The 25,745-nt window shown below is 69.5% G+C and carries 28 protein-coding genes, 1 tRNA gene and 2 pseudogenes; 6 read left to right on the forward strand and 25 right to left on the reverse strand.

All coding sequences use genetic code 11. From position 1 onward, the window contains the following. Positions 1 to 17 precede the first annotated feature (17 nt). The 4 genes from frr to rpsB are packed head-to-tail and all read right to left on the reverse strand — an operon-like array spanning position 18 to position 2,703. Positions 18 to 575, reverse strand: a complete 558-nt coding sequence (frr, locus tag TTH_RS04430; RefSeq protein WP_011172951.1) for a ribosome recycling factor — start codon at positions 573 to 575, stop codon at positions 18 to 20. A gap of 12 nt (positions 576 to 587) precedes the next feature. Continuing rightward, positions 588 to 1,289, reverse strand: coding sequence for a UMP kinase (gene pyrH / locus TTH_RS04435; RefSeq protein WP_011172952.1), 702 nt, complete (start codon positions 1,287 to 1,289; stop codon positions 588 to 590). Positions 1,290 to 1,345: 56 nt separating this feature from the next. Then, positions 1,346 to 1,936, reverse strand: coding sequence for a translation elongation factor Ts (tsf, locus tag TTH_RS04440; RefSeq protein ID WP_011228249.1), 591 nt, complete (start codon positions 1,934 to 1,936; stop codon positions 1,346 to 1,348). Then, complete coding sequence (gene rpsB / locus TTH_RS04445; RefSeq protein ID WP_011172954.1) at positions 1,933 to 2,703, reverse strand: 30S ribosomal protein S2; 771 nt, start codon at positions 2,701 to 2,703, stop codon at positions 1,933 to 1,935. Before rpsB ends, tsf begins: the two co-directional genes overlap by 4 nt. A gap of 184 nt (positions 2,704 to 2,887) precedes the next feature. On the opposite strand from rpsB, the gene TTH_RS04450 reads away from it, so the two are divergent. Further along, positions 2,888 to 2,962 (forward strand) — tRNA-Ala (locus TTH_RS04450). A gap of 37 nt (positions 2,963 to 2,999) precedes the next feature. On the opposite strand, the gene TTH_RS04455 is transcribed toward TTH_RS04450, so the two are convergent. The 3 genes from TTH_RS04455 to TTH_RS04465 form a co-directional block, all read right to left on the reverse strand. Next, on the reverse strand, positions 3,000 to 4,298 hold the full coding sequence (locus TTH_RS04455) for an acetyl ornithine aminotransferase family protein (RefSeq protein ID WP_011228250.1): 1,299 nt from the start codon (positions 4,296 to 4,298) through the stop codon (positions 3,000 to 3,002). Between the two features lie 117 nt (positions 4,299 to 4,415). Next, complete coding sequence (locus TTH_RS04460; RefSeq protein ID WP_011228251.1) at positions 4,416 to 4,964, reverse strand: NUDIX domain-containing protein; 549 nt, start codon at positions 4,962 to 4,964, stop codon at positions 4,416 to 4,418. Next, the gene (locus TTH_RS04465; protein ID WP_011172957.1) at positions 4,961 to 5,347 is read right to left on the reverse strand and encodes a GatB/YqeY domain-containing protein; all 387 of its coding nucleotides are present in this window, start codon (positions 5,345 to 5,347) and stop codon (positions 4,961 to 4,963) included. Before TTH_RS04465 ends, TTH_RS04460 begins: the two co-directional genes overlap by 4 nt. A 61-nt stretch (positions 5,348 to 5,408) precedes the next feature. Here TTH_RS04465 and TTH_RS04470 point away from each other — a divergent pair. After that, a pseudogene (locus TTH_RS04470) lies at positions 5,409 to 6,997 on the forward strand (aldehyde dehydrogenase family protein). Then, positions 6,994 to 8,145, forward strand: coding sequence for a WD40 repeat domain-containing protein (locus tag TTH_RS04475; RefSeq protein WP_011228253.1), 1,152 nt, complete (start codon positions 6,994 to 6,996; stop codon positions 8,143 to 8,145). The pseudogene TTH_RS04470 and the gene TTH_RS04475 overlap by 4 nt, the downstream one beginning before the upstream one ends. A 105-nt stretch (positions 8,146 to 8,250) precedes the next feature. Here the strand turns inward: TTH_RS04475 and TTH_RS04480 are convergent, their stop codons facing one another. Together TTH_RS04480 and aroH are read right to left on the reverse strand one after the other, a co-directional pair. Beyond that, positions 8,251 to 8,559: a hypothetical protein gene (locus tag TTH_RS04480; protein WP_011228254.1), complete on the reverse strand. Its 309-nt coding sequence runs from the start codon at positions 8,557 to 8,559 to the stop codon at positions 8,251 to 8,253. 181 nt (positions 8,560 to 8,740) lie between these two features. Beyond that, a complete protein-coding gene (gene aroH / locus TTH_RS04485) occupies positions 8,741 to 9,109 on the reverse strand; it encodes a chorismate mutase (RefSeq protein ID WP_011172959.1) in 369 nt (122 codons plus the stop codon). Between the two features lie 69 nt (positions 9,110 to 9,178). Here aroH and TTH_RS04490 point away from each other — a divergent pair, with 69 nt between their 5' ends. Continuing rightward, positions 9,179 to 9,844 (forward strand): PIG-L deacetylase family protein, encoded by a 666-nt coding sequence (locus TTH_RS04490; RefSeq protein WP_162467445.1) that lies wholly within the window; start codon positions 9,179 to 9,181, stop codon positions 9,842 to 9,844. A gap of 55 nt (positions 9,845 to 9,899) precedes the next feature. Here TTH_RS04490 and TTH_RS11795 read toward each other — a convergent pair. From TTH_RS11795 to TTH_RS04525, 8 genes and pseudogenes are all read right to left on the reverse strand, one after another. Beyond that, positions 9,900 to 10,291: pseudogene (locus TTH_RS11795) on the reverse strand (chloride channel protein); the annotation flags it as partial. After that, positions 10,195 to 11,013: a chloride channel protein gene (locus TTH_RS11685; RefSeq protein ID WP_011228256.1), complete on the reverse strand. Its 819-nt coding sequence runs from the start codon at positions 11,011 to 11,013 to the stop codon at positions 10,195 to 10,197. The pseudogene TTH_RS11795 and the gene TTH_RS11685, both read right to left, overlap by 97 nt. Continuing rightward, positions 11,013 to 12,122: an amidohydrolase family protein gene (locus TTH_RS04500; RefSeq protein ID WP_011228257.1), complete on the reverse strand. Its 1,110-nt coding sequence runs from the start codon at positions 12,120 to 12,122 to the stop codon at positions 11,013 to 11,015. The genes TTH_RS11685 and TTH_RS04500 overlap by 1 nt, the downstream gene beginning before the upstream one ends. Further along, on the reverse strand, positions 12,103 to 12,885 hold the full coding sequence (locus tag TTH_RS04505; protein WP_011228258.1) for a GNAT family N-acetyltransferase: 783 nt from the start codon (positions 12,883 to 12,885) through the stop codon (positions 12,103 to 12,105). The genes TTH_RS04500 and TTH_RS04505 overlap by 20 nt, the downstream gene beginning before the upstream one ends. Beyond that, positions 12,858 to 13,967, reverse strand: a complete 1,110-nt coding sequence (gene menC / locus TTH_RS04510; RefSeq protein ID WP_011228259.1) for an o-succinylbenzoate synthase — start codon at positions 13,965 to 13,967, stop codon at positions 12,858 to 12,860. Before menC ends, TTH_RS04505 begins: the two co-directional genes overlap by 28 nt. Further along, on the reverse strand, positions 13,958 to 15,223 hold the full coding sequence (gene serS / locus TTH_RS04515; protein WP_011228260.1) for a serine--tRNA ligase: 1,266 nt from the start codon (positions 15,221 to 15,223) through the stop codon (positions 13,958 to 13,960). The genes menC and serS overlap by 10 nt, the downstream gene beginning before the upstream one ends. 2 nt (positions 15,224 to 15,225) lie before the next feature. Next, positions 15,226 to 15,495 (reverse strand): Asp-tRNA(Asn)/Glu-tRNA(Gln) amidotransferase subunit GatC, encoded by a 270-nt coding sequence (gene gatC, locus TTH_RS04520; protein WP_024119135.1) that lies wholly within the window; start codon positions 15,493 to 15,495, stop codon positions 15,226 to 15,228. Positions 15,496 to 15,505: 10 nt separating this feature from the next. Beyond that, a complete protein-coding gene (locus TTH_RS04525) occupies positions 15,506 to 16,249 on the reverse strand; it encodes a DUF554 domain-containing protein (protein ID WP_011228262.1) in 744 nt (247 codons plus the stop codon). 21 nt (positions 16,250 to 16,270) lie between these two features. Here TTH_RS04525 and mnmD point away from each other — a divergent pair, with 21 nt between their 5' ends. Continuing rightward, positions 16,271 to 16,924, forward strand: a complete 654-nt coding sequence (mnmD, locus tag TTH_RS04530) for a tRNA (5-methylaminomethyl-2-thiouridine)(34)-methyltransferase MnmD (protein ID WP_011228263.1) — start codon at positions 16,271 to 16,273, stop codon at positions 16,922 to 16,924. Here mnmD and TTH_RS04535 read toward each other — a convergent pair. Beyond that, positions 16,821 to 18,014, reverse strand: coding sequence for a polysaccharide deacetylase family protein (locus TTH_RS04535; protein ID WP_011228264.1), 1,194 nt, complete (start codon positions 18,012 to 18,014; stop codon positions 16,821 to 16,823). The two genes, mnmD and TTH_RS04535, sit on opposite strands and share 104 nt — an antisense overlap. Then, a complete protein-coding gene (locus tag TTH_RS04540) occupies positions 18,014 to 19,186 on the reverse strand; it encodes an MFS transporter (protein ID WP_011228265.1) in 1,173 nt (390 codons plus the stop codon). The genes TTH_RS04535 and TTH_RS04540 overlap by 1 nt, the downstream gene beginning before the upstream one ends. 14 nt (positions 19,187 to 19,200) lie before the next feature. Here TTH_RS04540 and TTH_RS04545 point away from each other — a divergent pair, with 14 nt between their 5' ends. After that, on the forward strand, positions 19,201 to 19,884 hold the full coding sequence (locus tag TTH_RS04545; protein ID WP_011228266.1) for a glycosyltransferase family 2 protein: 684 nt from the start codon (positions 19,201 to 19,203) through the stop codon (positions 19,882 to 19,884). On the opposite strand, the gene TTH_RS04550 is transcribed toward TTH_RS04545, so the two are convergent. The 6 genes from TTH_RS04550 to TTH_RS04575 all read right to left on the reverse strand — a co-directional run bounded on the left by TTH_RS04550 (position 19,823) and on the right by TTH_RS04575 (position 25,707). Beyond that, the gene (locus TTH_RS04550; protein WP_011228267.1) at positions 19,823 to 21,034 is read right to left on the reverse strand and encodes a glycosyltransferase family 4 protein; all 1,212 of its coding nucleotides are present in this window, start codon (positions 21,032 to 21,034) and stop codon (positions 19,823 to 19,825) included. The two genes, TTH_RS04545 and TTH_RS04550, sit on opposite strands and share 62 nt — an antisense overlap. Before the next feature lie 10 nt (positions 21,035 to 21,044). Continuing rightward, positions 21,045 to 22,078, reverse strand: a protein-coding gene (locus TTH_RS04555) for an IS630-like element ISTth6 family transposase (RefSeq protein WP_164926047.1) whose coding sequence is annotated in 2 segments (ribosomal slippage) — positions 21,045 to 21,589 and positions 21,589 to 22,078 — 1,035 coding nt in all. Because the reading frame shifts where the segments join, the coding sequence is not laid out codon by codon here. A 24-nt stretch (positions 22,079 to 22,102) separates the two neighbouring features. Continuing rightward, positions 22,103 to 22,975, reverse strand: coding sequence for a glycosyltransferase family 2 protein (locus TTH_RS04560; protein WP_011228270.1), 873 nt, complete (start codon positions 22,973 to 22,975; stop codon positions 22,103 to 22,105). Beyond that, entirely contained in the window at positions 22,968 to 24,086 is a 1,119-nt protein-coding gene (glf, locus tag TTH_RS04565) for a UDP-galactopyranose mutase (RefSeq protein WP_011228271.1), read from the reverse strand. The genes TTH_RS04560 and glf overlap by 8 nt, the downstream gene beginning before the upstream one ends. Continuing rightward, positions 24,083 to 25,132 (reverse strand): glycosyltransferase family 4 protein, encoded by a 1,050-nt coding sequence (locus tag TTH_RS04570; protein WP_011228272.1) that lies wholly within the window; start codon positions 25,130 to 25,132, stop codon positions 24,083 to 24,085. The genes glf and TTH_RS04570 overlap by 4 nt, the downstream gene beginning before the upstream one ends. After that, complete coding sequence (locus TTH_RS04575) at positions 25,129 to 25,707, reverse strand: pyroglutamyl-peptidase I (RefSeq protein ID WP_011228273.1); 579 nt, start codon at positions 25,705 to 25,707, stop codon at positions 25,129 to 25,131. Before TTH_RS04575 ends, TTH_RS04570 begins: the two co-directional genes overlap by 4 nt. Between the last annotated feature and the right edge of the window lie 38 nt (positions 25,708 to 25,745).

The raw sequence follows: 25,745 nt of genomic DNA on the forward strand, positions 1-25,745 counted from the left end.
GGCGCGGCATGCCGGGGTCAGCCCAGGATCTCCTGCTCCTTCTTCTCCGCCAGCTGGTCGGCCTTGGCGATGAACTCGTCGGTGATCTTCTGGATCTCCGCCTCCGCCCGCTTGGTCTCGTCCTCGGAGAGGTGGAGCTCCTTGGCCAGCTTCTTCAGCTTGTCCAAGGCCTCGCGGCGGATGTTGCGGATGGCCACCCGCCCCTCCTCGGCGTACTGCCGCACCGCCCGCACCAGGTCCTTTCGCCTTTCCTCCGTGAGGGGCGGGATGTTGATGTAGAGGGCGTCCCCCTTGTTGCTGGGGTTCAGGCCCAGGTCCGAGTCCCGGATGGCCTTCTCTATGGCCTTGAGGGCGTTCTGGTCCCAGGACTGGACCACCAGGGTCCTGGGGTCGGGGGCGGTTACGGTGGCGATCTGGTTCAGGGGGACGTGGGCGCCGTAGTACTCCACCTTCAGGTGCAGGAGGAGGGCGGGGTTGGCGCGGCCGGTGCGGAGGCCCGCCAGGTTGTGCTCCAGGACCTCGAGGCTCTTTTGCATGTGGCTTCGGGTTTCCGCGTAAAGCTCCTTCAGGGTCATACCGCCTCCTTTCTAGTGGATGAGGGTGCCCACTTTTTCCCCCTGGATAATACCCACCAGGGCGCCGGGTTTGAAGATGTCAAAGACCACGATGGGGAGCCCCGCCTCCATGCACAGGGTGATGGCGGTGGTGTCCATCACCTGGAGGCCCCGGTTCAGGACCTCCAGGTAGGTGAGCTCGTCAAAACGCACCGCCTCGGGGTTCTTGCGCGGGTCGTCGGAGTAGACCCCGTCCACCTTGTTTTTGGCCATGAGGACCACCTCGGCCCCCACCTCGAGGGCCCGGAGGGCGGCGGCGGTGTCCGTGGAGAAGAAGGGGTTGCCCGTCCCCCCGCCGAAGATCACGATCCGCTCCTTCTCCAGGTGGCGGAGGGCCCTGCGGCGGATGTAGGGCTCGGCCACCTGGGTGATGGTGAGGGCGGTCTGGACCCGGGTGGGGACGCCCAGGGATTCCAGGGCGTCTTGGAGGGCGAGGGCGTTCATGATGGTGGCCAGCATGCCGATGTAGTCGGCGGTGGCCCGGTCCATCCCCACCCCCTGGCGGGCGCCCCGCCAGAGGTTGCCCGCCCCGATGACGATGGCGAGCTGGACCCCGGTGTCGTAGGCGGCCTTGATCTCCCGGGCCAGGGCCTGGGTGGCCTCGGGCTCAATGCCGAAGCCGTTTCGGGTCAGGAACTCGCCGGAAAGCTTCAGGAGAACCCGCTTGTACTTCATGGCTTCATGGAAAACCGGGGCCCCGGAAACGCCGGGCCCCGGTGCGCCTTCATGGCTTACGCCCCCAGCTCAAAGCGGCAGAAGCGTCGGACCACGATGTTCTCGCCGATCTTGGCGATGGCCTGCTGGATGAGCTCCTTCACCTTGACCTTGTCGTCCTTGACGAAGGGCTGCTCCAGCAGGACCACCTCCTCCAGGTACTTCTTGAGGCGGCCTTCGGCGATCTTCTCGGCGATCTGCTGGGGCTTCCCCTCGTTCAGGGCGGCCTGAATGTAGATCTGCCGCTCTTTTTCCAGCTCCTCGGCGGGGATCTCCTCGGCGGAGACGTAGCGGGGGTTCATCATGGCGATGTGCATGGCGAGGTCCTTGGCCAGGTTCTGGAAGAGCTCGTTCCGGGCCACGAAGTCCGTTTCGCAGTTGAGCTCCACCAGGACCCCCACCCGCTGGTTGTGGTGGATGTAGTGGCCGATGATGCCCTCGCGGGCTTCCCGGTCCGCCTTCTTGGCGGCCTTCATCGCCCCCCGCTCCCGGAGGAGCTGGACCGCCTTCTCCTCGTCCCAGCCGGCGTCCTCGAGGGCCCGCTTCACGTCCATCATCCCGGCCCCCGTGGCTTCGCGTAGCTTCTTGATGAGTTCCATTTGGCTCATGCTTCCACCTCGCTTTCGCCCTCGGGCGTCTCGGTGGCTTCCGCCTCCTGCACCAGGGCGTAGGAGGGGGAGGGCTCCACCACCCCGCCCCGGGCCTGGATGATGAGGTCCACCGCCCGGGAGAGGATGAGCTGGATGGAGCGGATGGCGTCGTCGTTGCCGGGGATGATGTAGTCCACCAGGTCGGGGTCGGAGTCCGTGTCCGCCAGGGCGATCACGGGGATGAAGAGCTTCCTCGCCTCCCGGACGGCGATGGCCTCCTTGGTCGGATCCACGACGAAGATGGCGTCGGGGAGGCGCTTCAGGAGGCGGAAGCCGGAGAGGTACTTCTGAAGCCGTTCCAGCTCGTGCTTCAGCCGGACCTGCTCCTTCTTGGGGCGCTCCTCAATCTCCGGGGAGGCGAAGAGGGCCTCCAGCTCCTCCAGCCGGTGGACCCGCTGGGAGATGGTCTTGAAGTTGGTGAGCATGCCGCCGAGCCAGCGCTGGTTCACATAGGGCATGCCCGCACGCTCCGCCTCCATGCGCACGATGTCCTGGGCCTGCTTCTTGGTCCCCACGAAGAGGATCGTCCCGCCGCGCATGGCCAGGTCCTCAATGAAGCGGAACGTGCGCTCCAGCTCCTCCATGGTCTTCTGGAGGTCAATGATGTGGATGCCGTTCCGCTCCGCGTAGATGTAGCGGGCGAACTTGGGGTTCCAGCGCTTCCTCTCGTGGCCGAAGTGGACACCGGCTTCCAGGAGCTCCTTAACCGTGATCTCTACGGGCATATTCCTCCCATCGGGGAAGGTTGGGCTTAGGTCTACGCCTTCGCTAGGACGGCGTGCGGGCGCGCCGGCCTCTTTCCCGCGGGACCTTCCCCTGCCCGAGGGCTGGTCCGGCGCACCTTCCCGATTATAGGCCCCGGGTCCCCTTTGCGAAACCCCCTCCCTTGGGCTATACTCCCCTAGGCCTGGGGCGGTAGCTCAGAGGGAGAGCACCCGCCTTGCAAGCGGGAGGTCCGGGGTTCAAGTCCCCGCCGCTCCACCAGATGGGCCCCCCCGGCCTCGAGGCCGGGGGGTTCGCCTTAGAGGGCGCGGAAGACCTCCTCCAGGATCTCAAGCCCAAGGGCGGCCTCCTCCTGGGTCAGGACGAGGGGTGGGGCGATGCGGAGGGCGGAGGGCCCGGCGGGGAGGAGGAGGAGCCCTTTCTCAAAGGCGAGGCGCACCGCCTTGTCCCTTAGGTCGGGCCGGGGGTGGTCCGGGTCGCCGAAGTCCAGGCCGATCATCAGGCCCCGGCCCCTCACGTCCCCCAGGAAGGGGAAGCGGCGCTTGAGGGCGCGAAGCTCCGCAAGGAGGAACTCCCCAAGCCTGGCGGCGTTCTCCTGGAGCCCCCCTTCCAAAAGGTCAAGGGTGGCGTGGGCCGCCGCGGCCGCCACCGCCTGGCCGCCGAAGGTGGTGCCGTGGGCCCCAGGGGGCCAGCTTCCCAGCTCTTCCCGGAAGAGGACGGCGCTTATGGGGTACCCCGAGGCGAGGCCCTTGGCCAGGACGTACACGTCCGCCTGTACGCCCTCATGTTCCAGGGCGAAAAACCGACCCGTGCGCCCCGCCCCGGTCTGGACCTCGTCGGCCACCAGCAGGATGCCGAAGCGGTCCAGAACCTCCTTCAGCCGGGGGATGAACCCGGGGGGCGGCACCACGTACCCGCCTTCGCCCTGGATGGGCTCGAGGAACAAAGCGGCCACCTCCTCGGGCGGGAGGACGGTCTGGAAGAGGTGCTCCAGGTGGTTCAGCACCGCATCCCCCACCTCTTCCGGGCGGGCCCCCAAGGGGGGGCGGAAGGGGTTGGGGAAGGGAAGGTGGACGACGCCGGGAAGGAAGGGGGCGAAGCCTTGGCGGTAGGCGCTCTTGCTGGCGGTGACGGAGAGGGCGCCGAGGCTCCTGCCGTGGAAGGCCCCGGTGAAGGCCAAAAGGTAGGGGCGCCGGGTGTGGTAGCGGACGAGCTTGATGGCGGCTTCCACGCCCTCGGTGCCCGAGTTGCCGAAGAAGACCCGGTAGCCCCCGCCCAGTTTGCCCACGAGCCGCTCCGCCAGGGAGAGGGTGGGCTCGTGGGTGAAGTCGGAGAAGCAGACGTGGGCGAAGCGCTCCGCCTGGGCCCGGACCGCCTCCACCACCTTGGGGTGGGCGTAGCCCGTGGTGTTCACCGCGATGCCGGACATGAAGTCCAGGAAGAGGTTGCCGTCCACGTCTTCTAAAAAGGCCCCCTGGCCCCTTGCGGGCACGAAGGGGTAAGGGCGCACGTAGGAGGGGGAGAGGACCTTTTCTCCCCGCTCCAGGAGGGCCCGGGCCCTGGGCCCGGGAAGGGGAGTGCGGACGCTGGGCTTCATACAGGGCCAGTCTACCGGGGAAAGGAGGCGGATCCTAGCCCGAGTTTATGCGCCAGGCCTCGGCTTTTATACCCCCGCCGGCCCGGGAAGCGCCTAGGCGCCCTTTGCGGTACGGGATTAGAGCAGGCCCAAGCGCTTCAGGTGAGGTTCCGCGTAGAAGAGGGTGAGGGCGGTGGAGGCGTCCTGGATCTCGCCTTTGGCGAGGAGGGCGTAGACCTCGGTAAGGGGAAGCTCCAGGCTCTCCAGAAGCTCTCCCTCTTCCAGCGTGGGCGGGGTCACCACCCGGGCCTTGAGGGCGAGGAAGGGGTGAAAGACCACCGCCGTGAAGGAGGGCTGGGGGTGGAAGGAGGGCAGGGGGATGAGGGTTTCCGCCTCGGCCCCCACCTCCTCCCTTAGCTCCCGCCTCGCCGCCGCTTCCGGGGTTTCCCCCTCGTCCACCTTCCCCGCCGGAACCTCCAGGAGGAACTTGCCCGTGGGATGGCGGTACTGGCGGACGAGGAGGGCCGTGCCCCTCTCCGTCACGGGGAGGACGAAGCTTGCGGCCACGGGGCCCGGGCGGTAGACGTAGGTGAGCTCCCGGCCCGTGTGCGTCCGTACCCGTTCCTTCACCAGGCGGACGGGCTCGGAGAGGATCTCCTCTAGGAGGATGCGCTCCCAGGGGCTCATCGCGTGAGGCGCTCGATGACCTTGCGCACCTTCTCCCCCGGGGCCTTGGGCCCCAGGGCCTTGGTGACCACCCCGATGGCCGCGAGGGGGTTTTTGAACTGGGAGAGGTCCACGTGCTCCCGGATCCAGGCCTCCAGCTCCTCCTCGGACATCTCCTTGGGCAGGAAGCGGTCCAGAAACTCCGCTTCAAAGGCGTTGCCCTGCTCCAGGGCGATCTCCTTGAGGGCTTTCAGCACCTTCACCGCCTCCTCGTCGGGGAGGGGCTTCCCGTCGCCCTTGCGGTCCAGCTCCGCCTTGACCACCCGGGCGAAGGCCAGGGTCCTTTCGTCCCGGGCCTTCATCGCCTCCTTGATCGTGGCCTGGATGGCCTCGTAGATGCCCATGGGACCCAGTTTACCCCGGGGGCGGCCGTGGAGAGGGTAAAATCCCCTACGGAGGTCCCCGATGCGCAAGGCGGCAGGCAAGTACGGGAACACCTTGGAGTTTGGCCACCTCGTGGGCGGGGAGGAGGTCCTCGAGGGCCCCCTCCTGGAGCGCCGCAACCCCTCGGACCGGGAGGACGTGGTCGCCCGCTTTCCCGAGGCGGACAAGGACCTGGTGCGCAAGGCGGCCTTGAAGGCCCGGGAGGCCTTCGCCGAGTGGAGCCGGACCCCCGCCCCCATCCGGGGCCAGGTCCTCTTCAACCTGGTGAAGATCCTGGAGCGGGAGAAGCCCACCCTCACCCGGCTCATGGTGCGGGAGGTGGGCAAGACCCCCAAGGAGGCGGCGGGGGACGTGCAGGAGGCCATAGACACCGCCCTCTTCTTCGCCTCGGAGGGCCGCAGGCTTTACGGCCAGACCGTCCCCAGCGAGATGCGGGACAAGGAGCTTTTCACCTTCCGCAGGCCCTTGGGCGTGGTGGGGATCATCACCGCCGGGAACTTCCCCATCGCCGTCCCCAGCTGGAAGCTCATCCCCGCCGTCCTCACGGGGAACGCCGTCGTGTGGAAGCCTTCCGAGGACGCCCCCACCCTCTCCTTCGTCTTCGCCAAGCTCTTTGAGGAGGCGGGCCTGCCCCCGGGCGTCCTCAACGTCGTCTTCGGCGGCGGGAAGGGCTCCACGGGCCAGTGGATGGTGGAGCTCATGGACGAGGGCCTCTTCCAGAAGTTCGCCTTCACCGGCTCCACCCAGGTGGGGCGCTGGATCGGGGAGGTGGCGGGGCGGAACCTGATCAGGCCCACCCTGGAGCTTGGGGGCAAGAACCCCTTGGTGGTCATGCGGGACGCCGACCTGGACCTCGCCGTGGAGGGGGCCTGGTGGAGCGCCTTCGCCACGGGAGGGCAGCGGTGCACCTCCGCGGGGAACATCCTGGTGGACGCCCCCATCTACGAGGAGTTCAAGCGCCGCTTCCTGGAGCGGGTGGAGGCCACCCTGGTGGGCAACCCCCTCCTCCACCCCGAGGTCACCTACGGGCCCTTCATCAACGAGCGCTTCTTCGCCCGCTGGCAGGAGCACTACCGGGTGGGGGAGGCGGAGGGGGCGAGGCTCCTCTTCGGCCGGGGCCGGATCACGCGGGAAAACCCCTACCCCCGCTTCCTGGGGGACCCGGAGGCCGGGCTTTACGGCTGGCCCACGGTCTGGGAGGTGAGGCCGGGGACGCGCCTCTTCACGGAAGAGGTCTTCGGGCCCACGATCAACCTCGTCAAGGTGGACGGGATTGAGGAGGCCATAGCGGTAGCCAACAGCACCCCCTACGGCCTTTCCAGCGCCATCTACACCAACCACCGCCACTGGGCCTACCTCTTCAAGGTGGGGATCCGGGCCGGCATGACCAGCATCAACAACGCCACCGTGGGCGCCGAGGCCCACCTCCCCTTCGGCGGGGTGAAGGCGAGCGGCAACGGGGGGAGGGAGTCGGGGATCTGGGTCTTGGAGGAGTACACCTACTGGCACGCTGTGAACGAGGAGTACTCGGGGAGGCTGCAGCTCGCCCAGATGGACACGGGCTACTGAGCCCCAAGACGCCTACGCCTTGGGAGGAGGTGTTGGGATGAGGGCGCTGGGTCTCCTCTTCCTACTCCTTCCGGCCCTGGCCCAGAACCTGGCCCCGGCCTTTCAACTGGACTGCCGCTTCCGGGGGGAGGCCAGGCCCGCCCAGGTCTTCTGGGACGGGAGCCCCTTGGGGACCTGCCCCCTCGAGGTCCGGGCTGCTCCGGGCCGCCACCTTCTCCGCCTGCGCCTCGAGGAGCCCGGGGGGACCTACCTGGCCTACGAGGCCCGGGTGGAGGTGGGGGAGGGGGGCCTGGGGGCCTTCACCGCCGAACTCCTGCGCTATGACCCCCGGGGGGAGGCCCTGAAGGGGGGCAAGGGCTTGGTCTACGCCCTGGCCTACGGCCCCAAGGGGGTCTTGGCCCTGGGGGACGCGGCCGGGCAGGTCCGCCTCCTCCCCCCGGGCCGTCCCCCCTTGGACCTCAAGGGGCACGCCTCCTACGTGCGCGACCTGGCCTTTAGCCCCGACGGCCGCTACCTCGCCTCGGCCTCGGGGGATGGGACGGTGCGCCTGTACGAGGCCCAGGGCCGCTTCCTCCGGGCTTTGGGCAAGGGCCCGGCCTTCCTCAAGGTGGGCTTTGACGCCCAGGGCCGCCTCTTTGGCCTCCAGCTCCGGGGGAACCTCACCCTGTTTGACCCCGCCACGGGCAAGGTCCTGGCCGCCCGCCCCCTAAGCCCCTACCTCTTCTCCGCGGCCCAGAGCCCCGGGGGGAGGGTCCTCGCTTTGGGGCTTTCCGTGGGCCGGGTGGAGGTGTGGGACCTCGCCCTCCCGGGGAAGCGGAGGGAGGTCCGGGTCCCGGGAGGTCCCGTCTACGCCCTGGCCTTCAGCCCCGACGGCCGCTATCTCGCCGTGGGTTCGGCGGACGGGGGAGTGAGGCTTTTGGACCTCCTGGCCCCGGGCGGGCCCGAACCCCGGCTCCTCTACGCCCACAAGGACCTGCCCCTGGGCCTGGCCTTCAGCCCCGACGGCCGCTATTTGGCCTCCGGAGGGCAGGACCGGGAGGTGCGCCTCTACGACCTCGATGCGGGCCTTTTGGAGCGGGTTTACGTGGGGCATACCGGTGCGGTGTACGGGCTGGACTTTAACCCCCAAACCCCCGCCCTGGCCACGGGCGGGGGGGAGGGTCGGGTCCTCCTCTTCCGCCTTCCCTAGGCTTATACCCTTGCTTCCGGTTTCCTTCACCCTACGGGCCCTAGGAGGCCCCTAGGAACCTTGCGCCAGGGCCCCCATGCTGGCGCAAGCCAGCATGGGGTGGTATTACTGGCCCGCCTCCACCGCCTGGGCCTGGGCCGCCCAGCGCTCCGCCTCGGCCCGGTCCCCGCGCTGGTTGGCGTAGAAGGCCAGGGTACGGGCCACCTTGGCCGCCGCCTGCCTGGCGGCCTCGTCCCAGGTGCCTCCCTTCTCCCGGTAGTTCATCCAGGCTTCCCAGGCGCGGATGGCCCACTGGGTCTCGGTGTAGATCTCGGCCAAAAGACGGAGGGCCCGGAGGTCATTAGGATTCTGTTTCGCCAGGGCCTCCGCCGCCTCCAGGGCCCGCTTCCAGGGGGCAAGGTCCACGAACCCCACGGGGTAGGCCTTCCGGGCCTCCTGCCGCAGGGCCTCTACCCCCTCCAGGGTGAGGCCTCCCGCCTGCTGGCCACTCCCAGGCTAAGAAGCGCTGCCATCCCCCAAACCAGATACGCCTTCTTCATCCCGCACCTCCTTTAGCCTTTTTCAGGATACGCCCGGGGGACCGGCGTGTCAAGGTTCATTGGGCGCTTTCCAGATCAGGCCGGAGCCGCACCGCCTCCCTAAGGTAGACGTGGCGCACCCGGTCCTGGGGGGTGTCCGTGTTCCAGAGGGCGAGGACGCGGATCACCCGGGGGAGGCTTCCCGGCACCGGCACCTCCCGGGCGGAGAGGAGGGGCACCCGGTGCATGCCGATCTGCCGCGCGGCCTCGGCGGGGAAGGCGGAGGTGAGGTCCTCGGTGACGGTGAAGATGACGGCGGCGAGCTCCTCGTAGCTCTGGATGCCGTTCGCCTCCAGCATCTTCAGGAGGAGTTCCCGGGTGGCCTGGTGGATGGCCTCCGGGGTGTCCTCTTCCACGGTGATGGCGCCGCGGATGCCCCGGACCATGGTTACGGCCTATCCTAAGGGGTTTTGGGCCGAGGGGCAAGCCGGTGTAGACTGGCCTTCGTGAACCTCATGGCCGTCTTTGCCCACCCGGACGACGAGATCGGGGCGGCCGGCACCCTCGCCCTCCACGCCCAGAAGGGGGACCGGGTGATGCTCGTCTGGATGACCCGGGGGGAGCTTGCCAGCCAGTTCGGGGATACGCCGGAGGAGGAGGTGGCCCGGGTGCGGGAGGGGCACGGGGCCTACGTGGCGGGGCTCATCGGGGCCGAGCACCGCTTTTTGCCCTTCCAGGACACCTTCCTCACCGGTGGCCGGGAGGAGGCCCTGGCCCTGGCCCGGCTCATGGCCGAGTTCCGTCCGGACGCCGTGGTCACCTGGGACCCCATGGACGTCCACCCGGACCACCGGGCCACCCACCGGGCGGTGCTTTCCGCCCTGAAGCTCTGCCGCATCCCCAAACTCGTGGGAGAGGCCCACAGGAAGCCCGTGCGCCTCTTCCACTACCCCCGGGAGGACCTCGCGCGGCCCTGGGTCTACGTGGACACCACCCCCACCCAGGAGGTGGCGGAGGCGGTCTTCAGCTTCTACCAGGCGTTCTACCGCTGGCCCTTCACCCTCGAGGACTTCCGGGCCCGGAGGCGGCTTCTGGGCCAGAGGGCGGGGGTGCGGTTTGCGGAGGCGTTTCAGACGGAGGCGCCGCTTGCCCTTCCGGGCCTAGGCTTTGGGCCTCGGTGAGGGCGTAGCTCACGAAGACCGCGGGGAGGACGAGGGGCAGGAGGGCGTAACCGCCCCACTCCGCCGCGAGGACGAGGGCGGCGAAGGGGGCCCGGGCCACGCCCGCAAGCAGGGCGGCCCCGGAGGCCAGGGCCAGGGCCTCCGGCCCGGGGAGGGCGGCGGGGAGGGGGAGCTTGCCCACGAGGGCCCCCAGGAGCCCCCCGAGGACGAGGCGGGGGTGAGGAGCCCCCCGGGGGCCCGGCTCCCCAGGGCCAGGACGAGGAGGAGCCCCTTGGCCAGGAGGAGGTAGAGGACCGCCTCGGGGAAGAGAAGGGGGGTGGTGGCCAGGGCAAGCCAGCCCGTCCCCTGGCCTAGGGCCTCGGGGGCGAGGAGGAGGGCGAGGCCCAGGGCGAGGCCCAAAAGGCCGTGGCGCAAGGGGAGGGAAAGGCGGGAAGACCCCCGCTCCAAAAGCCCGGCCCCTTGGAGCCAAGAGGGTGCCGAGAAGGGCGGCCCCGAGGCCCAAGGCCGAAGCCCAGGGGCAGGGCGCCCCAGGAGGCCTCCGCCCGGACCGGGACCAAGGGGGCGTAGCCCAGGAGGGCCCCGTAGACGGTGAAGCCGGCGAGGGCCCCGAGGAGGGCGGGGGCCAGGGCCTGGGCCTCGAGGCGGAGCCCCCGGTAGCGCATCTCCGTGGCGAGGAGGGCCCCGGCCACGGGGGCGTGGAGGCTCGCCCCAAGCCCCGCCGCTAAGCCCGCGAAGGCCAGGACCCGACCGATGCGGGAAAACCGCTTCCCCAAGACCTCCCCCACCCACAGGCCCAGGCCGCCGAAAAGCCCCTCCCGGCCCAGGGGGGAGTAGGCCCCGAGCTGGACCAGGGCGGCGAGGTAGGCCCGGGCCCGGGGAAAGGCCCCGGGAAGGCTGGCCAGCCAGCCGGAAAGGGCGAAGAGGGCGGGGAGAAGGAGGAGGGGGAGGAGGGGGGAGGAGGGGCCCGTGAAGGCCTGGCCGAGCCCGCCCTCCCCGGGGGGGCCAGGGGGAAGGTACCCGAGGAGGCCGCCCACCCGCGCCTCCACCGCCTTTAGGGCCAGGCTGGCGAGGAGGGCCGCGCCGCCCGCAAGCCCTCCTGTGAGGAGGCTGTAGAGGATGAGGGGACCGGTCTGGGCCTCGCCCTCCGCCGGGGGAGAAGGCCGCCGCATCACAGGAAGTGTACCAGAGAAAGGGGCGTTCCCCGGGTGAGCCTGGGCGTGGGGAGGCCCAAGGCCCGGTACCCCCCCCGGGTGAGGGCCCGCACCAGGAGGCGGGGCTCCGCCCGGCCCCAGAGGAAGCGGGCCTCGTTCTTCACGTCCAGGTCGGGGCTTGAGCCCCGGGAGTCCGTGCCCAGGGCGAGCTCCACCCCGTGCTTGGCGTAGAGGGCGAGGGGGGCCTCCCCCACCTCCAGGTTCCGGTTGGACCGGGGGCAGAGGACCACCTTGGTCCCCGTCTCGGCGAGGAGCCCCACCTCCTCCTCGTCCACCTGGACCCCGTGGACGAGGAGGGTCGTGGGCCCCAGGACCCCGAGGGCGTGGAGGTGGCGGACGGGGGTCGTGCCCGGGGGGGTCCAGGGGGTCTTGGCGAAGCGCCCGTACACCTCCCGCAAGGGGCCCTCCCCCCGGAGGAGGAAGGCCACCTCCTCGGGGCTTTCCGCCGCGTGGACCATGAGGGGGAGGCCCTCGGCCCTGGCCCACTCCGCAAGCCGCTTGAGGAGGGGGGGGCTCACGGAGTAGGGGGCGTGGGGGGAAAGGCCCACCTTCACCTTGCCCTCCCGCCTCCGCCAGGCCTCCACCTTCCGCCGCACCGCCCTATAGACCTCCTCCGCCAGGGAGGGCTCCGGGGCGAAGACCTCGTAGAAGGCCACCCCGGGGAGGGGGCTTTCCTGAAGGAGAAAGTCCATCACCTCGTCCTTGAAGACGATGTCGGCGAAGGCCCCCACTCCCGAAGCCAAAAGCTCCTCCAGGCCCCTTTTCGCTCCCTCCAGCCCCCGCCTTTCCCGATGGGCCACCACGTGGGAGAGGAAGCCCGCGAAGGGCCCCCGGTAGAGGGGGAGGAGGGAGAGGTCCAGGTGGGTGTGGGCGTTCACCGGGGGCGGGAGGAGGGCAAGGCCCTTGTGGACCACCTCTCCTTCGGGGAAGCGGGCCCTCAGCTCCTCCAGGCTCCCCTGGCCCACCACGAACCCGCCCTGCACCGCCAAGGCCCCCCGGAGCATGGGGGTGCCGAAGCCGGTGTAGACCACCTCGGCGGTCCAGAGCTCAGTCCTTAGCCAGGACATACCGGTTGGGGTGGCGGACGAGGTCCACCAGGCGGTAGCCCCGGGCGAAGTAGTGGGGGAGGACCAGGCGGCTGTGCTCCCGCCACTTTAGGGCGAGGGCGGGGTCTTCCCGGAGGATCCTCCCCCAGTCCTCGGGGATCTGGAAGAGGAGCCTCTCGGCCTCGAGGTCCAGCCTCGCCTCGAGGGGCACCTCCCCCTCCACCCGGTTCGCCTGGGGGAGGCCCGCCACCTCGGGCTCGGGCGGGGGGGCGTAGAGCCGGGCGTAGACCCTTTCCGAGAGGAGGTCCCACTCGGCGAGGAGCCGGTCCGAGGGAGCCCCGGCGTTGATGCCCGACATGGGGCCGTAGTGGTCGGGGAGGTAGGTTTTGGCCGTGGCCCCGAGCTTCCGCAGGTTGAAGTTGGCGTTTACCCCCCGCATGGGGTCAAAGGTCCAGACCACCCTGCGCACCCCGCGGGCCAGGCACCAGTCCCTTTGGAAGCGCTTGAGGAGGAGGGCCGCCCCCGTGCCCCTGTAGGCCTCCAGGACGCCCAGCATGTGGGAGTGGTGGAGGGCGGGGTCCTTCGTGGGGAAGCCGAAGACGAAGCCCACCATCCTCCCCTCGGCGAAGGCCCCGGCCACGAGCCCCCCCTCGTCCTGGACGGCCACGAGGAGGCCCCGCGGCACCAGGTCGCTTTCCGCGCGCCCCCAGACCTCCCGCTGGAGGGCCACCACCTCCTCCATCTCCTCCCAGCCCTTTAGCTCGCGGACATGTACCTCTGCCATAGCGTGACCCGCTCCACGAAGGGAAGCTTCAGGTGGACCCCGATGCCCACGCCTTCCGGCACGGGCATGAGGCCGTCCTTGGCCTCGAGGGCCTCCTCCACGATGTCCTCCTCCCAGTAGCGGCTCGCCGAGCTCACGTCCCCGGGCTTGGTGAAGCCGGGAAGGGTCGCCAGGTGGAGGTTGTGGGCCCTCCCCACCCCCGCCTCCAGCATCCCCCCCATCCAGAGGGGGATCCCGGCGCTCTCCGCCAGGGCGTGCACCCGGAGGCTCTCCCCGTGGCCGCCGAGGCGGGCGGGCTTGACGTTGAAGACCCGGCCCGCCCCAAGCTCAATGGCCTTCCTCGCCTTCTCCGCCCCCGTGAGGCTCTCGTCCAGGCAGATGGGGGTGGAAAGCTCCCGCTGGAGCTTGGCGTGGTCCAGGAGGTCGTCGTAGGCCAGGGGCTGCTCTATGTAGTCCAGCCGGAGCTCGTCCAGGCGCTTGAGCTGGGCGAGGTTGGCGAGGCTATAGGCGCTGTTGGCGTCGGCGGTGAGGGTGGCCTCGGGGAAGGCCTCTCGCACCGCCTTCAGGACCTCGTAGTCCCAGCCCGGCTTGATCTTGAGCTTGATGCGGCGGTAGCCCTCCTCGAGGTGCCGCTCCACAACCCTAAGCGTGTCCTCCACCGAGGGCTGGATCCCCAGGGAGACCCCCACCTCCACCGCCTGCCGCACCCCGCCCAGGACCTGCCAAAGCGGCCTCCCCAGGGCCTTGGCCCAGAGGTCAAAGAAGGCCATCTCCAAGACCGCCTTGGCCATGGGGTTGCCCCGGAAGGGGGCAAGGGCCTCCCTTAGGGCCTCGGGGTTGGGGAGGTCCCGCCCCAGGACCCGGGGCAGGAAGACCTCTTCCAGGAGGTACCTGGCCCCCGCCACCGTCTCCTCCCGGTAGAGGGGAAGGCGCTCCATCACCCCTTCCCCCAGGCCCTCCAGGCCCTCCCCGAAGAGCCTTAGGAGGAGGATGGTCCTCTTGGTCTGCACCCCGAAGCTCGTCTCAAAGCGGAACTTCAGGGGAAGCTCCAAAATCCTGAGCTCGGCCGCCTCTATCCGCACGGCTCCAGCACCTCCTTGCCCATGTAGGGGACGAGGGCCTTGGGCACCCGCACCCGGCCGTCTTGGAGCTGGTGGTTTTCCAGGAGCATGGCCAGGATGCGGGGGGTGGCGAGGGCGGTGTTGTTCAGGGTGTAGGCGTACCGGACCCGGCCTTCGGGGTCGCGGTAGCGGAGGTTCGCCCGCCGGGCCTGCCAGTCCAGAAGGGCCGAGCAGGAGTGGGTTTCCCGGTACCGCCCCTCCGAGGGCAGATAGACCTCAACGTCCACCTGCCGCCACTTCCCCGGGCCCATGTCCCCTGTGGCCACCTCCACCAGGCGGTAGGGGAGCTCTAGAAGCCGCAGGATCTCCTCGGCGTTTTCCAGGAGTTCCTGGAAGGCCCGGTCGGAGGCCTCGAGGCTGGCCTCGGTGAGGACGTACTGCTCCACCTTGTGGAACTGGTGGACCCGCATGAGCCCCCGCACGTCCTTTCCGAAGCTTCCCGCCTCGGAGCGGAAGGCGGGGGCGTAGCCGGCGTAGCGCAAAGGAAGGGCCTCGTAGGGGAGGATCTCCCCGGAGTGGAGGGCGTTCAGGACCACCTCGGCGGTGCCCGTGAGGTAGAGGTCGGTCTCGGCGATGGCCCAGACCTGGTCGCGGTAAGCGGGGAAGTGGCCGGTGCCGAGGAAGGCCTTCTCCCGGGCGTAGGAGGGGAGGGTCATGGGGAGGAAGCCCCGCCGCGCCATGAAGTCCATGGCGAAGCGGAGGAGGGCGAGCTCGTAAAGGGCGAGGTCCCCTTTGAGGGCGTAGGAGCGGCTTCCCGAGACCTGGCTGATCCTGGGCTCCCACCAGCCGTTTTTCTCCATGAGGGCCACGTGGTCCAAAGGAGGGAAGGAAAACTCCGGCGGGCTCCCCACCCGCTTGATCTCCCGGTTCGCCTCCTCCCCCCCCACGGGCGCCCCGGGCCAGGGGGGGAGGGGGACCTGGAGGAGGAGGGCCTCAAGCTGCGCCTCCTTCTCCCTTAGGGCCTCCTCCAGCCGCTTCGCCTCCTCCCCCAGGGCCCTGCCCCGGGCGATGAGGGCCTCCTTCTCCTCCGGGGGGGCCTTCGGGACCCGCTTGGCTACCTGGTTGCGCTCGGTCTGGACCTCCTGGAGGCGCTTTTTCAGCTCCTGGACCTCCTGGTCCAGGGCGAGGAGGGCTTCCAGGTCCAGCGCCACCCCCTTTTCCCGGATGGCCCGGTGGAAGACCTCGGGTTCCTGGCGCAGGCGCTTGAGGTCCACCATGGCTACTCCAGAACGGGGGGCACGCGGAAGAAGCCGTCCTCCGCCTCGGGGGCCAGGGCCAGGGCCTCGGCCTGGGGCAGGGAGGGCCTGGGCTCGTCCTCCCTCAGGCGGCCTAGGGCCTCCTCCGCTCCCCCTTCCTCCACCCGGGGAAGGGCGTCCACGAAGTCCAGGATCCGCTTGAGGTCCTGCAAAAGCAGGGCCTCTTCCTCGGGGGATAGGCGGATTTTGGCCAGGGTTTCCAGCTTGCGGAGAAGCTCAGGAGACAGCTCCATACCGGGCATTTTAGCCGAGGCGGTCCGCGAGGGCCCAGACCAAGGGGGCGAGGAGCAGGGCGGGGAGGAAGGAGGCCACCCGCACCCGGGTGAGCCCTAAGAGGTTGATGCCGATGCCCAGGATCATGAGCCCACCCACCCCGGTCACGAGGAGGACCCTGGGGTCTTGCGCGGGGTCGGGGAGGGCTTGGCTCAAGGTGCCTGCCAGGAGGGCCACGCCCCCCTGGTAGAGGAGGATGACCAAAACGCTGAAGCCCACCCCTACGCCGAAGGAGCTGGTGAGGGCGATGGCGGAGAGGCCGTCCAGGGTGGCCTTGAGGAAGAGGAGGCTCGCGTCTCCCGTGAGGCCGTTTTGGATGGCCCCGAGGAGGGTCATGGGCCCCACGCAGAAGAGGAGGCTTGCCGCCACGAAGCCCTCGGTGAAGCTTCCCCCGCCCCGCACCGCCCGCTTGATCCTCTCCCCGAGGCCCTCGAGGCCCTCCTCCAGCCTAGCCCACTCCCCGAGAAGCCCCCCCAGGACCAGGGCGACAAGCCCCAGGACCACCCCGTCCACCGCCCCGCCCTTCGCCTTCCCCAGGGCCTGGGCCATGGAGAGGCCGATGAAGAGGGTGGTGAGCCCCACCCCTTGCACCATGATCCGGGCCATCCGCTCGGGAAGCCTTCCCCTTAGGACGAGGCCGAGCCCCGTGCCTAGGGCCACGGTGGCGGCGTTCGCCAGGGTTCCCGAAAGCTTGTCCAGAAGGGTGAGCTCCATGGCGGCTATTCTAGCCAAAAGATGGAGCTTCGCCTCACCCAAGACGGCACCCCCACCCTCTTCCACCCGGGGTACGGGGAGGCCTACCACCCGAGGCAGGGGGCCCTCCTCCAGGCGCGTAGGCTCTACCTGGAGAAGACCCTCACCCACCTCCACCCCGCCCCCCGGGTCTTGGAGGTGGGCTTCGGGCTTGGGGTGAACTTCCGGGTGGCCCTGGAAAGCGCCCTGTTGCGGGGGGTGCGGCTTTCCTACCTGGCGGTGGAGCGGGAGCCCTTGCCCAGGGAGCTCCTGGCGCAAATCCCCCTCCCCTTGCCCCGGGCGGAAGAGGTCTTCGCCGACCTCCTTAGGGCCTGGCCTATCCCTTCCTTCCAGGGGCCCTGGGGGGAGCTTCGGGTCCTCTTCCTGGACGTGCGGGAGGCGGTCCTGCCCTCCTGCTGGGCCACGGCGGTCTACCTGGACCCCTTCAGCCCCAAGGCCAACCCCGAGGCCTGGTCCCTCCCCGTCCTCCTCAAGCTCCGGAAGAGCCTGAAGCGGGGCGGGAGGCTCGCCACCTACTCCGCCCAGGGGGCCTTCAGGCGGGCCCTCCGGGAGGCGGGGTTCGCCGTGCACCGGGTTCCGGGGGTGGGGAAGCGGGAGTGGACGGTGGGTATCGCGCGAGGAGCTCCTCCCGGCTGAGGTAGGCCATCCGGGCCGGGGGCCTTTTCCGCTTGGGGAGCTCCCCCCGGTAGAGCCAAAGGAACCAGGCGCTGGCGAGCCCCGCCACAAGCCTCGGCCAGAAGGGGAGGTCTTGGGTCTTTAGGCCCAGGATCCTCCCCCCGTCCGCCAGGTAGGTGTACCCGTAGACGAGGCGCACCTCGGGGTCTTCGGCCACCCTCTCCGCCACCTTCCCGAGGCTTCGCCGCAGGTGGCGGACCGCCTCAAAGGGGGTGAGTTCCATAAGCCTCTGGCTCTCCAGGTGGAGCTCAAAGGCGGGGACGCCCGGGGGAAGCCCGGGAAGGGCGGGGCCGGGGAAGGGCTTCTTCTCTATCCGGAAAAGGTCAAAGGGGCCAAGCCCCGCCCGGGCCACCCGGTGCTTGGCGTTGTAGCGCTCCTCAAACCCCTGGAGGCCCCGGATGAGGGCGAGCCTCGGGGTGAGGGGCAAAGGGGCGAGGTCGTCCAGGGTGGTGGGCCGGTACCCCAGGCGGAGCATCTCCGGCAGGGCCCGCTCCAAAAGCCTCAGGGTGCGCTCCGGCCCGTCGTGGAGGAGGACGATGGACCCGGGGCGCAGGTAGAAGAGAAGCCGTTCGGCGAGCTCCTCGGGGGGGAGGTTCAGCCAGTCCTTGCTTTCCAGGTCCCAAAGGACGACCCGCTTCCCCAAAAGCCGGGCGAAGAGGCGGGTGAAGGGGGTGTGGAGGCCGTGAGGGGGGCGGTAGTAGCGCCCGGGGTTTTGGGCCATGTGCCGCCACTCCACCCAGGGGAGGAAAAGCCAAAGGGGGCGGTGCCACTCCCCGTGGTCCTCCACCTGGTGGCCTGCCCGCTTTATGGCCTCCACCAGGTCCGGCCTGGCCCGGGCTTTTTCCCCGGTGAGGAAAAAGGTGGCCTTGACCCCGTGCCGGGCGAGGAGGGCGAGGAGGGCCTCCGTCCTTTCCGAGGGGCCGTCGTCAAAGGTGAGGGCCACCTTGGGCTCCCGCCGGCTTCCGTGGGCGTAGGCCCCTAAGCCCAGGAAGCGGAAGAGGAGGTCGGAGAGGCCAAAGAGGAGGAGAACGGCGCCGAAAAGCTCCACCATCACCGCCTCCAGAGCCCGCGCACGCGGAAGAGGAGGAGGTAGAGGAGGCTAAGGGCCAGGAAGATGCCCGAGCCCGCGAGAAAGGGCGCCCGGAGGCCGAAGGCCTCCCACAAGAGCCCGCCCGCCACCGGGCCCAGGGCGAGGCCGAGCCCCTCCACGGTCATGAGGCTACCCCAGATGGCGGCCCGGTTCTCCTGGGGCAGGTTTTTGGCCAGAAGCCCGTTCCACCCGGGGAGGAAGAGGCTGAACCCGAGGCCCCCAAGGAGGGCGGCGGCGGGAAGCTCGTAGGGGTGGGGCCCGGTGCCGAGCCGGGCCATGACCAGGGCGAGGAGGAAAAGCCCGAGGACGAGGGCCGCCTGGTAGCCCCTCCGGTCCACCAGGCGGCCCGTGAAGGGGAGGAGGAGGAAGGCCGCCCCGCCCCCCAGGACGAGGAGGCCCCCCAGGGCCAGGGGCTCGAGGCCGAGCTCCTCCTTGGCGAAGCGCAGGAGGAAGAGGGAGACGAGCCCCGGGGCGAAGGTTTGGCCGAAGGCCGCGGGCACGAAGAGGAGGAGGCGGTAAAGGGGGTAGCGCTCCCTGGAGGGGGGCGGGACGGGGATGCGGAAGCGCACCAGGCTTAAGGCCACGAGGAGGGCGAGCCCTTGGGCGGCGAGGAGGAGGTAGAGGGCCTGGAGGGGGTGCCTTTGGGCCACCTGGCCCACCCCCACGAGGCCGAGCCCCACCCAGGGCATCACCAGGCTCAGGGTGAAGGCCAGGGCCCGGGCGTCCATCCCGGGGCGGGCGATGCGGCTCGCCAGGGTCATGAGGCCGGGGTAGAGGGAGGAGAAGGTGAGGCCCCATAGGGCCCCGAGGGTCCAAAGGATCCAGGCCGAGTCCGCCCTTGGGGTGAGGAGGAGGGCGAGGAGGCCCGTGGCGGCGGCCAGGGTCACCGTGAGCCCGTAGCCGAGCCGCTCCGCCAGGAGCCCCCCTGCGGCCTTGGAGAGGTTTTCCGCGAGCTGGTGCAGGGTAAAGGCCAGGGTGAAGGCGGCGGGCCCCAGCCCCAGGTGCTCCGGGGCGTAAAAGGGGAGCAGCCCGGCGAAGTAGCCGCTCCGCACCCCCTCCAGGAGGCCCACCACGAGGACGAGGCGGAGAAGGGCGGAAAGCCCTTCCCGCCGCCACGGGAGGAAGCGAAACACGCTAGAGTATACCCGTGCGCGTCAGCGTGGTGATTCCCGCCCGGAACGAGGAGGCCTACCTGCCCTCCGCCCTGGAGGCGGTCTTGGCCCAGACCCTTCCGCCCTTTGAGGTCATCGTGGTGGACAACGCCTCCACCGACCGCACCCGGGAGGTGGCCGAGGCCTTTGGGGCGCGGGTGGTCTTCTGCGGCAGGAAAGGGGTGGCCTACGCCCGCCAGGCGGGGCTTTTGGCGGCGCGGGGGGAGTGGGTGGCCATGACCGACGCCGACTCCCTGCCCACGCCCCGCTGGCTGGAGAGGCTCGCCCATAAGGCCCCGGGGGCGGTGGCCGTCTACGGCCCCTTGCGCTTCTATGGGGTCTCCCCCTTGGAGGCCGCCTTCTCCGAGTGGGGCTACCGGGCCTTCCTCAACCTCATGGCCCTCCTGGGGCGGCCCAACCTCGCCGGGGCCAACATGATGGTCCTGAAGGAGGCGGCCCTGAAGGTGGGGGGCTTCCCCGAGGTGGAGGCGAGGGAAGACGTCCTCTTGGGCTGGAGGCTCAAGGCCCTGGGCCCCGTGCGCTACGCGAGGGACGCCCTCGTCCTCACCTCCGCCCGCAGGCTCCAGGGAGGGTGGGGGCGGTTCCTCCTGAGGCAGGCTAGAAACCTCCTGGGCGATCCTCGAGGCTACTTCGGGGAAGCCGGGGAAAGGGAAAGATGAGCCTTCTCGGCTCCACCCGCAGGATCTCGCTCGCCTCGTCGTAGACGGCCACGATCTGCTCGGCGATGGTTTCCGCTGAGCGCTTTAGGGCGAAGGCCCGGGCCTGCAGGCTGAAGCGCCTGCGCCGCTCCTCGTCTTTGAGAAGCTCCAGGGCCTTTTCCGCCAGGGCCCGGAAGTCCCCCGGCGGCACCAGGAAGCCCGTCTTCCCGTCCTCCACCCCTTCCAGAACCCCCTCCGCCCCCACCGCCACCACCGGGACCCCCATGGCCTGGGCCTCCCAGATCACCAGGCCCTGGGTCTCCGTTTCGCTGGCGAAGAGGAAGAGCTCGGCCAGGCGGTAGTATCCCCCGATCTTCCGGTAGGGCACGGGGCCCAGGAAGAGGACCCGGTCGGCGATCCCGAGTTCCTTGGCGAGGGCCTTGAGGTGGGGAAGCTCGGGGCCCTCCCCGATGTGCACCAGGAAGACGTCCTCCTCCTTGGCGAGCTCCGCCACGGCCTTGAGGACCACGTCAAAGCTCTTCTCCTTCCCCAGCCGCCCCACGGTGATGAGGCGCCTCTTCCCCTCGGGCCAAGGGGAGGGGGAGGGAAGGGGGGCCTCTTCCAGGAGGCGGTTGTCTATGCCGGTGGGGATGACCCGGATGGGGCGCTCTATGCCGTAGCTTTCCGCCAGGCGCTTCACGGGCTCGGTGGGGGCGATGACCACCTCCACCCGGTTGTAGAAGGCCTTGGCCAGGCGGGGCACGATGCCCGTGTACTTGTCCAAAAAGGCGAGGCCCGGCACGTAGTGGGCGTACTTCTCGTAGTGGGTGTGGAAGGTGGAGACGTGGGGGAGGTTTTTGTTACGGGCGATCCTCAAGCCCCAGACCCCGAGGGTCAGAGGGGTGTGGGTGTGGACGAGCTCAAACTCCGTGGGCAGGTGTCGGGCGGAGGGGAGGGCGATCTGCTGCCCCTCGTAGAAGGGGTAGGCCACGGAGGGGACCCGCACCACCCCCTCCTCGTTCTCCGGGGCCTCGGGGTGGGCCGGGGCGATGACCCAGGCCTCGTGGCCCATCCGCCGGAGTTCCCTCAGGAGAAGGTAGACGCTCGTGGTCACCCCGTTGGGGTTGGGAAAGTAGACGTCGGTGAAGAGCCCCACGCGGTAGAGGCGCATCCCCGGTATCTTAAGTCCCCTCCCCCAAGATTTTCAACTCCACACCCCCCAGGGCTTTCAGGGCCTGCGCCACCGCCTCCTTAAGCTCCTCCACGCTCCCGTAGTGCCGCCTCGGCATCAAAAACCCCTTCACCCGCCGCCAGACGCTCTCCATGGGGTTCAGATGCGGGCTGTACCGCGGCAGGTAGGCCACCATAAGCCCCCGCTCCCGCCACGCCTCCTTCCTCCCCTCCACCTCCCGGGACCGGTGGAAGGGCGCGTTGTCCATGAACACCTTCAGGGGCTTGGCTAAACCTTCGGCCACCCGGTCCAGATACCCCCGCACCACCTCCCACCGCACCGGCCCCTCCAAAAGGGCAAAGAAAAGCCGCTCCCCCTCCCGTCCCCGCACCAAGTGCCCCACCACGTTCACCCGCCCCCGGGAACCCCAGGCCCGGGGCACCCCCTTGGCCTCCCCCCTCCGACCCCAGGCGTAGGTAGGGGGAAGGGTCAGGGAAAACCCGCTCTCATCCAGGTACCCCACCTCCATCACCCCCTCCTCCGCCCCCTTTTTGCTTCCTCTTCCTCCTCCGCGAAAGCCTTCACCTCTTCCTCCGTGGGCTTTCCCAGAGGCACGTACCGCGTCCGTCGCCACACGTACCCCATGGCCCTCAGGTGCCGGGCCACCACCTTGGGGGCCAGGCGGACCCCGAAGCGCTCGGCTAGGGCTGCCGCAAGCTGCGGGGCGGTCCAGACCCTATCCTCGGCCAGCCTTTCCTCCACGAAGGCGGCCATCTCGGGGGTGAACTTCCTGGGAGCTCCCGGGGGTTTGCGGTAGGCGAGGCCCTGGAGACCCTCCCTCAAGAAGCGCCGGAGGACGAGGTAGACCGTGGTGCGGTCCTTGTGGAAGTGCTGGGCGATCTTTGGAGCGGTCCAGCCCTCGGCCGCCAGGCGGACCATCATGGCCCACAGGCGGGTCTTCTTGTGGGTCCTTGGGTCCAGGGAGAGCTCCAGGAGGAGCCGGTCCTCCTCAGGGGTCAGCTGGATCCGAAGTGGGGCCGCCATGTTGAGATGATAAGGGGTTGGCACTTAGCACGGGGACGTGGTAAGCCCGGCCCGGAGGGCCCGGCCGATTTCCTGTAGGCTTTTCCGGCTTGGGTGGAAGGCCAGGTAGGTGAGGAGGCCGAAAAGGAGCTGGAGCGCGAGGAAGGCCTTTCCCAGGGGCCCGAAGGCCGGGCTTCGGAGCACCCAGATCCGGTTCCGCACCCCGTAGAAGAGGCGGTTCTCCCCGGTGGTGGCGGAGATGTAGGGCTTGCTGGCGCTTTTGTGAATGACCTCGCTGTCCCGCACCTGGAGGCCGAGCCCCCGGCGCAGGGCGCGGGCGGTGTACTCCAGGTCGTCCTCCCATATGAAGAAGGCCTTGTGGGGCAGGCCGTGTTCCTCCACCAGGCTCCGGTGCAGGAGGACCGAGGTGAAGAGGGCCCAGCGGATGGGCCTGTAACGGGGCCTTAGGCGGAGCCAGAGGAAGGGGTGCCTCGGGTCCGTGGGGTTGACGAAGGCGGTGGTGGGGTGGGGGAGGCCGTTGGGCAGGAGCTGGCGGCTCGCCAGGACCCGGGGCCTCGGGTCCAGGGGGAGGCGCGCGGCTTCCAGCAGGGCCTCGAGGGCCTTAGCCTTAGGGATGGTGTCGTCGTCCATGAGCCAGAGCCAGTCAAAGCCCTGCTCGTAGGCCCGCTTCATTCCCTCGTGGAACCCCCCGGCCCCGCCCTGGTTTTCGGGGAGGCGGAGGACCTCCACCTGGGGGAACTCTTCTTGGAGCATCTCGGGGGTGCCGTCGGTGGAAGCGTTGTCCACCACCAGGACGTGGTCCGGGGGGCGGGTCTGGGAGAGGACGGCCTTGAGGCACTCCCGCAGGAGCGCCTTCCGGTTGTAGGTGACGATCACGGCGCAGACCCGTTCACTCATGGACGATCTCCTCAAAGAGCTTCAGGGCCCGGGCCACCGCCTGGTCCATGTTGTAGTAGCGGTAGTCGCCGAGCCTTCCTGCGAAGTAGACGCCCTTGAGCTTCTTGGCCTCCTCCAGGTAGAGCCGGTAGCGTTCCTCGTTCTCCTCCCTGGGGACGGGGTAGTAGGGCTCGTTCCTCCCGGGCTCGTAGGCCTCGGGGTACTCGTAGCAGAGGGTGGAGTGGGGGAGGTAGTCCTGGCCCGTGAGGTGCTTGAACTCCGTGACCCGGGTGTAGGGGTGCTCGTTGGGGTAGTTCACCGTGCCCACCTCCTGGGCCCAGGGGCCTGGGTGGAGTTCCATCCGGAAGCGGAGGGAACGGTAGGGGAGGGGCCCGTGGAGGTAGCCGAAGAACTCGTCAATGGGCCCGGTGAAGACGAGGCGCGCAAACTTGACCTCCCCTTCCACCTCCTTCCAATCGGCTTGGAGGAGGAGCTTGATGTTGGGATGGGCGAGCATCCTGCGGAAGAGGGCGGTGTAGCCCTCCTTGGGCATGGCCTGGTAGGCGTCCTGGAAGTAACGGGTGTCGTGGCTCACCAGGACGGGGACCCGAGCGGTCACGGAAGGGGAGAGTTCCTCGGGGCGCAGGCCCCACTGCTTGAGGGTGTAGCCTTCAAAGACGTTTTTGTAGACGTAGTCGGCGAGGAAGCGGAGGTCGGGGTCTTCTTCTTCCCGGAGGCGGAGGATGGGGACGCGGGCGCCGTAGCCGAAGCGGGCGATGAGCTTTTCTTCCAGGCGGTCGGCGAGCTTTGGGGAGAAGAGGGCGCGGAGGGTGGCGAGGCTAAAGGGGAGGGGAACCTCCTTGCCCTCCACCACGGCGCGGACGCGGTGGTAGTAGGGGCGCCACTCGGTGAAGCGGGAGAGGTAGTCAAAGACCTTTTTGCTGTTGGTGTGGAAGATGTGGGGTCCGTAGCGGTGGACGAGGACGCCGTGGGGGTCCATTTCGTCGTAGGCGTTGCCCCCGATGTGGTCCCTCCTGTCCACCACCAGAACCCGCTTGCCTGCGGCGGCGAGCCTCTCCGCCAGGGTGGCCCCGGTGAAGCCCGCGCCCACGATCAGGTAGTCCACCTTCATCCTTCCTCCCAAAGCCGCTTCAGGGTCGCGGCGAGCCTTCGGGCGGCCTGGTCCAGGGTGTGGGTCGCTTCCACGAAGGCCCGCGCCCGTTTGCCCAGCTCCGGGCTTGCCTCCCGGAGGGCCTGGGCCAGCCGCCTGGGGTGAGGGGGGACGAGCCTGCCGGTGAGGCCGTCCTGGATGAGTTCCGCCTGGGCGGGGATGGGGGTGGTGACCACGGGGAGGCCGGAGGCCATGGCCTCGAGGGTGGCCAGGCTCTGGTTCTCCCCCAGGGTGGGGAGCAGCACGGCGTCCACCGCCCGGTAGAGCTCCGGCATGTCCTCCCGCCTTCCCAAAAAGCGCACGTTTTCCAGTCCCAAAAGCCTCGCCGCCCTCCGCCATAGGCCGAGAAGCTCCCCCGTCCCCACGAGGAGGAAGTCTACCTGGGGAAGGAGCCTTGCGGTGAGGAGGACGGCCAGGTGGTTCTTCTCCGGGCTCATCCGGGCGGGGACCAAGACGGCGGGGCGCTTTAGGCCGTAGCGCCCTTTAAGGGCCTCCTTCTCCCCGGGAAGAGGCGGCCGGAAGCGCTCCACGTCCACCCCGTTGGGCACGGCGTGCACGCCCTTTACCCCGTGTACCCGTTCAAGCCACCGGGCCGCCCAGCGGGAGACGGTGAGGACGGCCCGCGCCCGCCTGAGGTTGGGCACCTGGAGGAGGCGGTAGCCCAAGCGGTAGAGGTACCGCCCCCCCAGGGGGTAGAAGACCTCTATCTGGTCGTGGACGAGAAGGACGAGCCGCGGGTAGCGGGCGAAGAAGCGGCGGTAGCTTTGCGGGTACCAGGCGGAGGCCACCACGAGGTCCACCGCCTCGGGGAGCGCCTCCAGGTCCCGGTACGCGTGGACGGGGATCCCCGCCGCCTCCAGGGCCCGGCGCACCGGGAGGGTGCCCTCGGCCTCGGGGAGGGCGGCCTCGGGGGAGAGCCCCAGGGCCTTCACCCGGGGAAGCATCTCCCTGAGATAGACCTCGCTTCCCCCGATGCGCCGGGCGTCGGAGAGGAAGAGGACCCTCACAGGTGCTCCAGGGCGAGGCGGACGGCCCGGGCCTGGACCTCCAGGGGCACGTAGGGCCTGGGCCGCTTGAGGGCCAGGGTCTCGTCGGGAGGAAGGTGGAGGAAGCCCACGGGGACTTCCTCGGGCAGGCGGTAGAGGGAGAGGTAGAAGGCCTGGTTGCAGAGGTAGCTCCCCGCGGAGAGGCTCGGCCTTCCGGGGATGCCCGCCTCGCGCCAGCGGGCGAGGACGGGCTTCACCGGGAAGCGGGCGGGAAGGGCCAGGGGGCCTCCAGGGACGATGGGGAGGTCCTCGAGGACCCGGCCCCGGTTGTCGGGGCGGGGGAAGTCCAAAAGGTTCACCGCGAGCCTCTCCAGGGTGAGGACGGGCCGGTCCTCCGCAAGCCCCAGGTGGAGGACGGCCTTGGGCCCCTCCCGGTGGAGGTCCTCCAGGGCCTCTCCCAGGGCCTCGGCGTCCACGGGGAGGACGGCCTTCCTGAGGGGCTTGCCGTCCACCTCGGAGGGGAGGAGGTCAAGGAGGGCCTGGGAGGGGTTGTGTTCCAGGCTGCCGAAGGGTTCAAAGCCGGTGACGAGGATCATGGGCCAGGGAGCATTATAGCCAGGGCTTGGACGCGGTA

Origin of the sequence: Thermus thermophilus HB8, from assembly GCF_000091545.1 — a bacterium.
Lineage (GTDB): Bacteria > Deinococcota > Deinococci > Deinococcales > Thermaceae > Thermus > Thermus thermophilus.

Excerpts from the sequence above, each read along its gene's own strand:
- frr (WP_011172951.1), bottom strand. The coding sequence starts at position 575 with ATGACCCTGAAGGAGCTTTACGCGGAAACCCGAAGCCACATGCAAAAG.
- pyrH (WP_011172952.1), bottom strand. The coding sequence starts at position 1,289 with ATGAAGTACAAGCGGGTTCTCCTGAAGCTTTCCGGCGAGTTCCTGACC.
- tsf (WP_011228249.1), bottom strand. The coding sequence starts at position 1,936 with ATGAGCCAAATGGAACTCATCAAGAAGCTACGCGAAGCCACGGGGGCC.
- rpsB (WP_011172954.1), bottom strand. The coding sequence starts at position 2,703 with ATGCCCGTAGAGATCACGGTTAAGGAGCTCCTGGAAGCCGGTGTCCAC.
- TTH_RS04455 (WP_011228250.1), bottom strand. The coding sequence starts at position 4,298 with ATGAAGCCCAGCGTCCGCACTCCCCTTCCCGGGCCCAGGGCCCGGGCC.
- TTH_RS04460 (WP_011228251.1), bottom strand. The coding sequence starts at position 4,964 with ATGAGCCCCTGGGAGCGCATCCTCCTAGAGGAGATCCTCTCCGAGCCC.
- TTH_RS04465 (WP_011172957.1), bottom strand. The coding sequence starts at position 5,347 with ATGGGCATCTACGAGGCCATCCAGGCCACGATCAAGGAGGCGATGAAG.
- TTH_RS04475 (WP_011228253.1), top strand. The coding sequence starts at position 6,994 with ATGAGGGCGCTGGGTCTCCTCTTCCTACTCCTTCCGGCCCTGGCCCAG.
- aroH (WP_011172959.1), bottom strand. The coding sequence starts at position 9,109 with ATGGTCCGGGGCATCCGCGGCGCCATCACCGTGGAAGAGGACACCCCG.
- TTH_RS04490 (WP_162467445.1), top strand. The coding sequence starts at position 9,179 with ATGGCCGTCTTTGCCCACCCGGACGACGAGATCGGGGCGGCCGGCACC.
- TTH_RS11685 (WP_011228256.1), bottom strand. The coding sequence starts at position 11,013 with ATGCGGCGGCCTTCTCCCCCGGCGGAGGGCGAGGCCCAGACCGGTCCC.
- TTH_RS04500 (WP_011228257.1), bottom strand. The coding sequence starts at position 12,122 with ATGTCCTGGCTAAGGACTGAGCTCTGGACCGCCGAGGTGGTCTACACC.
- TTH_RS04505 (WP_011228258.1), bottom strand. The coding sequence starts at position 12,885 with ATGGCAGAGGTACATGTCCGCGAGCTAAAGGGCTGGGAGGAGATGGAG.
- serS (WP_011228260.1), bottom strand. The coding sequence starts at position 15,223 with ATGGTGGACCTCAAGCGCCTGCGCCAGGAACCCGAGGTCTTCCACCGG.
- gatC (WP_024119135.1), bottom strand. The coding sequence starts at position 15,495 with ATGGAGCTGTCTCCTGAGCTTCTCCGCAAGCTGGAAACCCTGGCCAAA.
- TTH_RS04525 (WP_011228262.1), bottom strand. The coding sequence starts at position 16,249 with ATGGAGCTCACCCTTCTGGACAAGCTTTCGGGAACCCTGGCGAACGCC.
- mnmD (WP_011228263.1), top strand. The coding sequence starts at position 16,271 with ATGGAGCTTCGCCTCACCCAAGACGGCACCCCCACCCTCTTCCACCCG.
- TTH_RS04535 (WP_011228264.1), bottom strand. The coding sequence starts at position 18,014 with ATGGTGGAGCTTTTCGGCGCCGTTCTCCTCCTCTTTGGCCTCTCCGAC.
- TTH_RS04550 (WP_011228267.1), bottom strand. The coding sequence starts at position 21,034 with ATGCGCCTCTACCGCGTGGGGCTCTTCACCGACGTCTACTTTCCCAAC.
- TTH_RS04560 (WP_011228270.1), bottom strand. The coding sequence starts at position 22,975 with ATGAGTGAACGGGTCTGCGCCGTGATCGTCACCTACAACCGGAAGGCG.
- glf (WP_011228271.1), bottom strand. The coding sequence starts at position 24,086 with ATGAAGGTGGACTACCTGATCGTGGGCGCGGGCTTCACCGGGGCCACC.
- TTH_RS04575 (WP_011228273.1), bottom strand. The coding sequence starts at position 25,707 with ATGATCCTCGTCACCGGCTTTGAACCCTTCGGCAGCCTGGAACACAAC.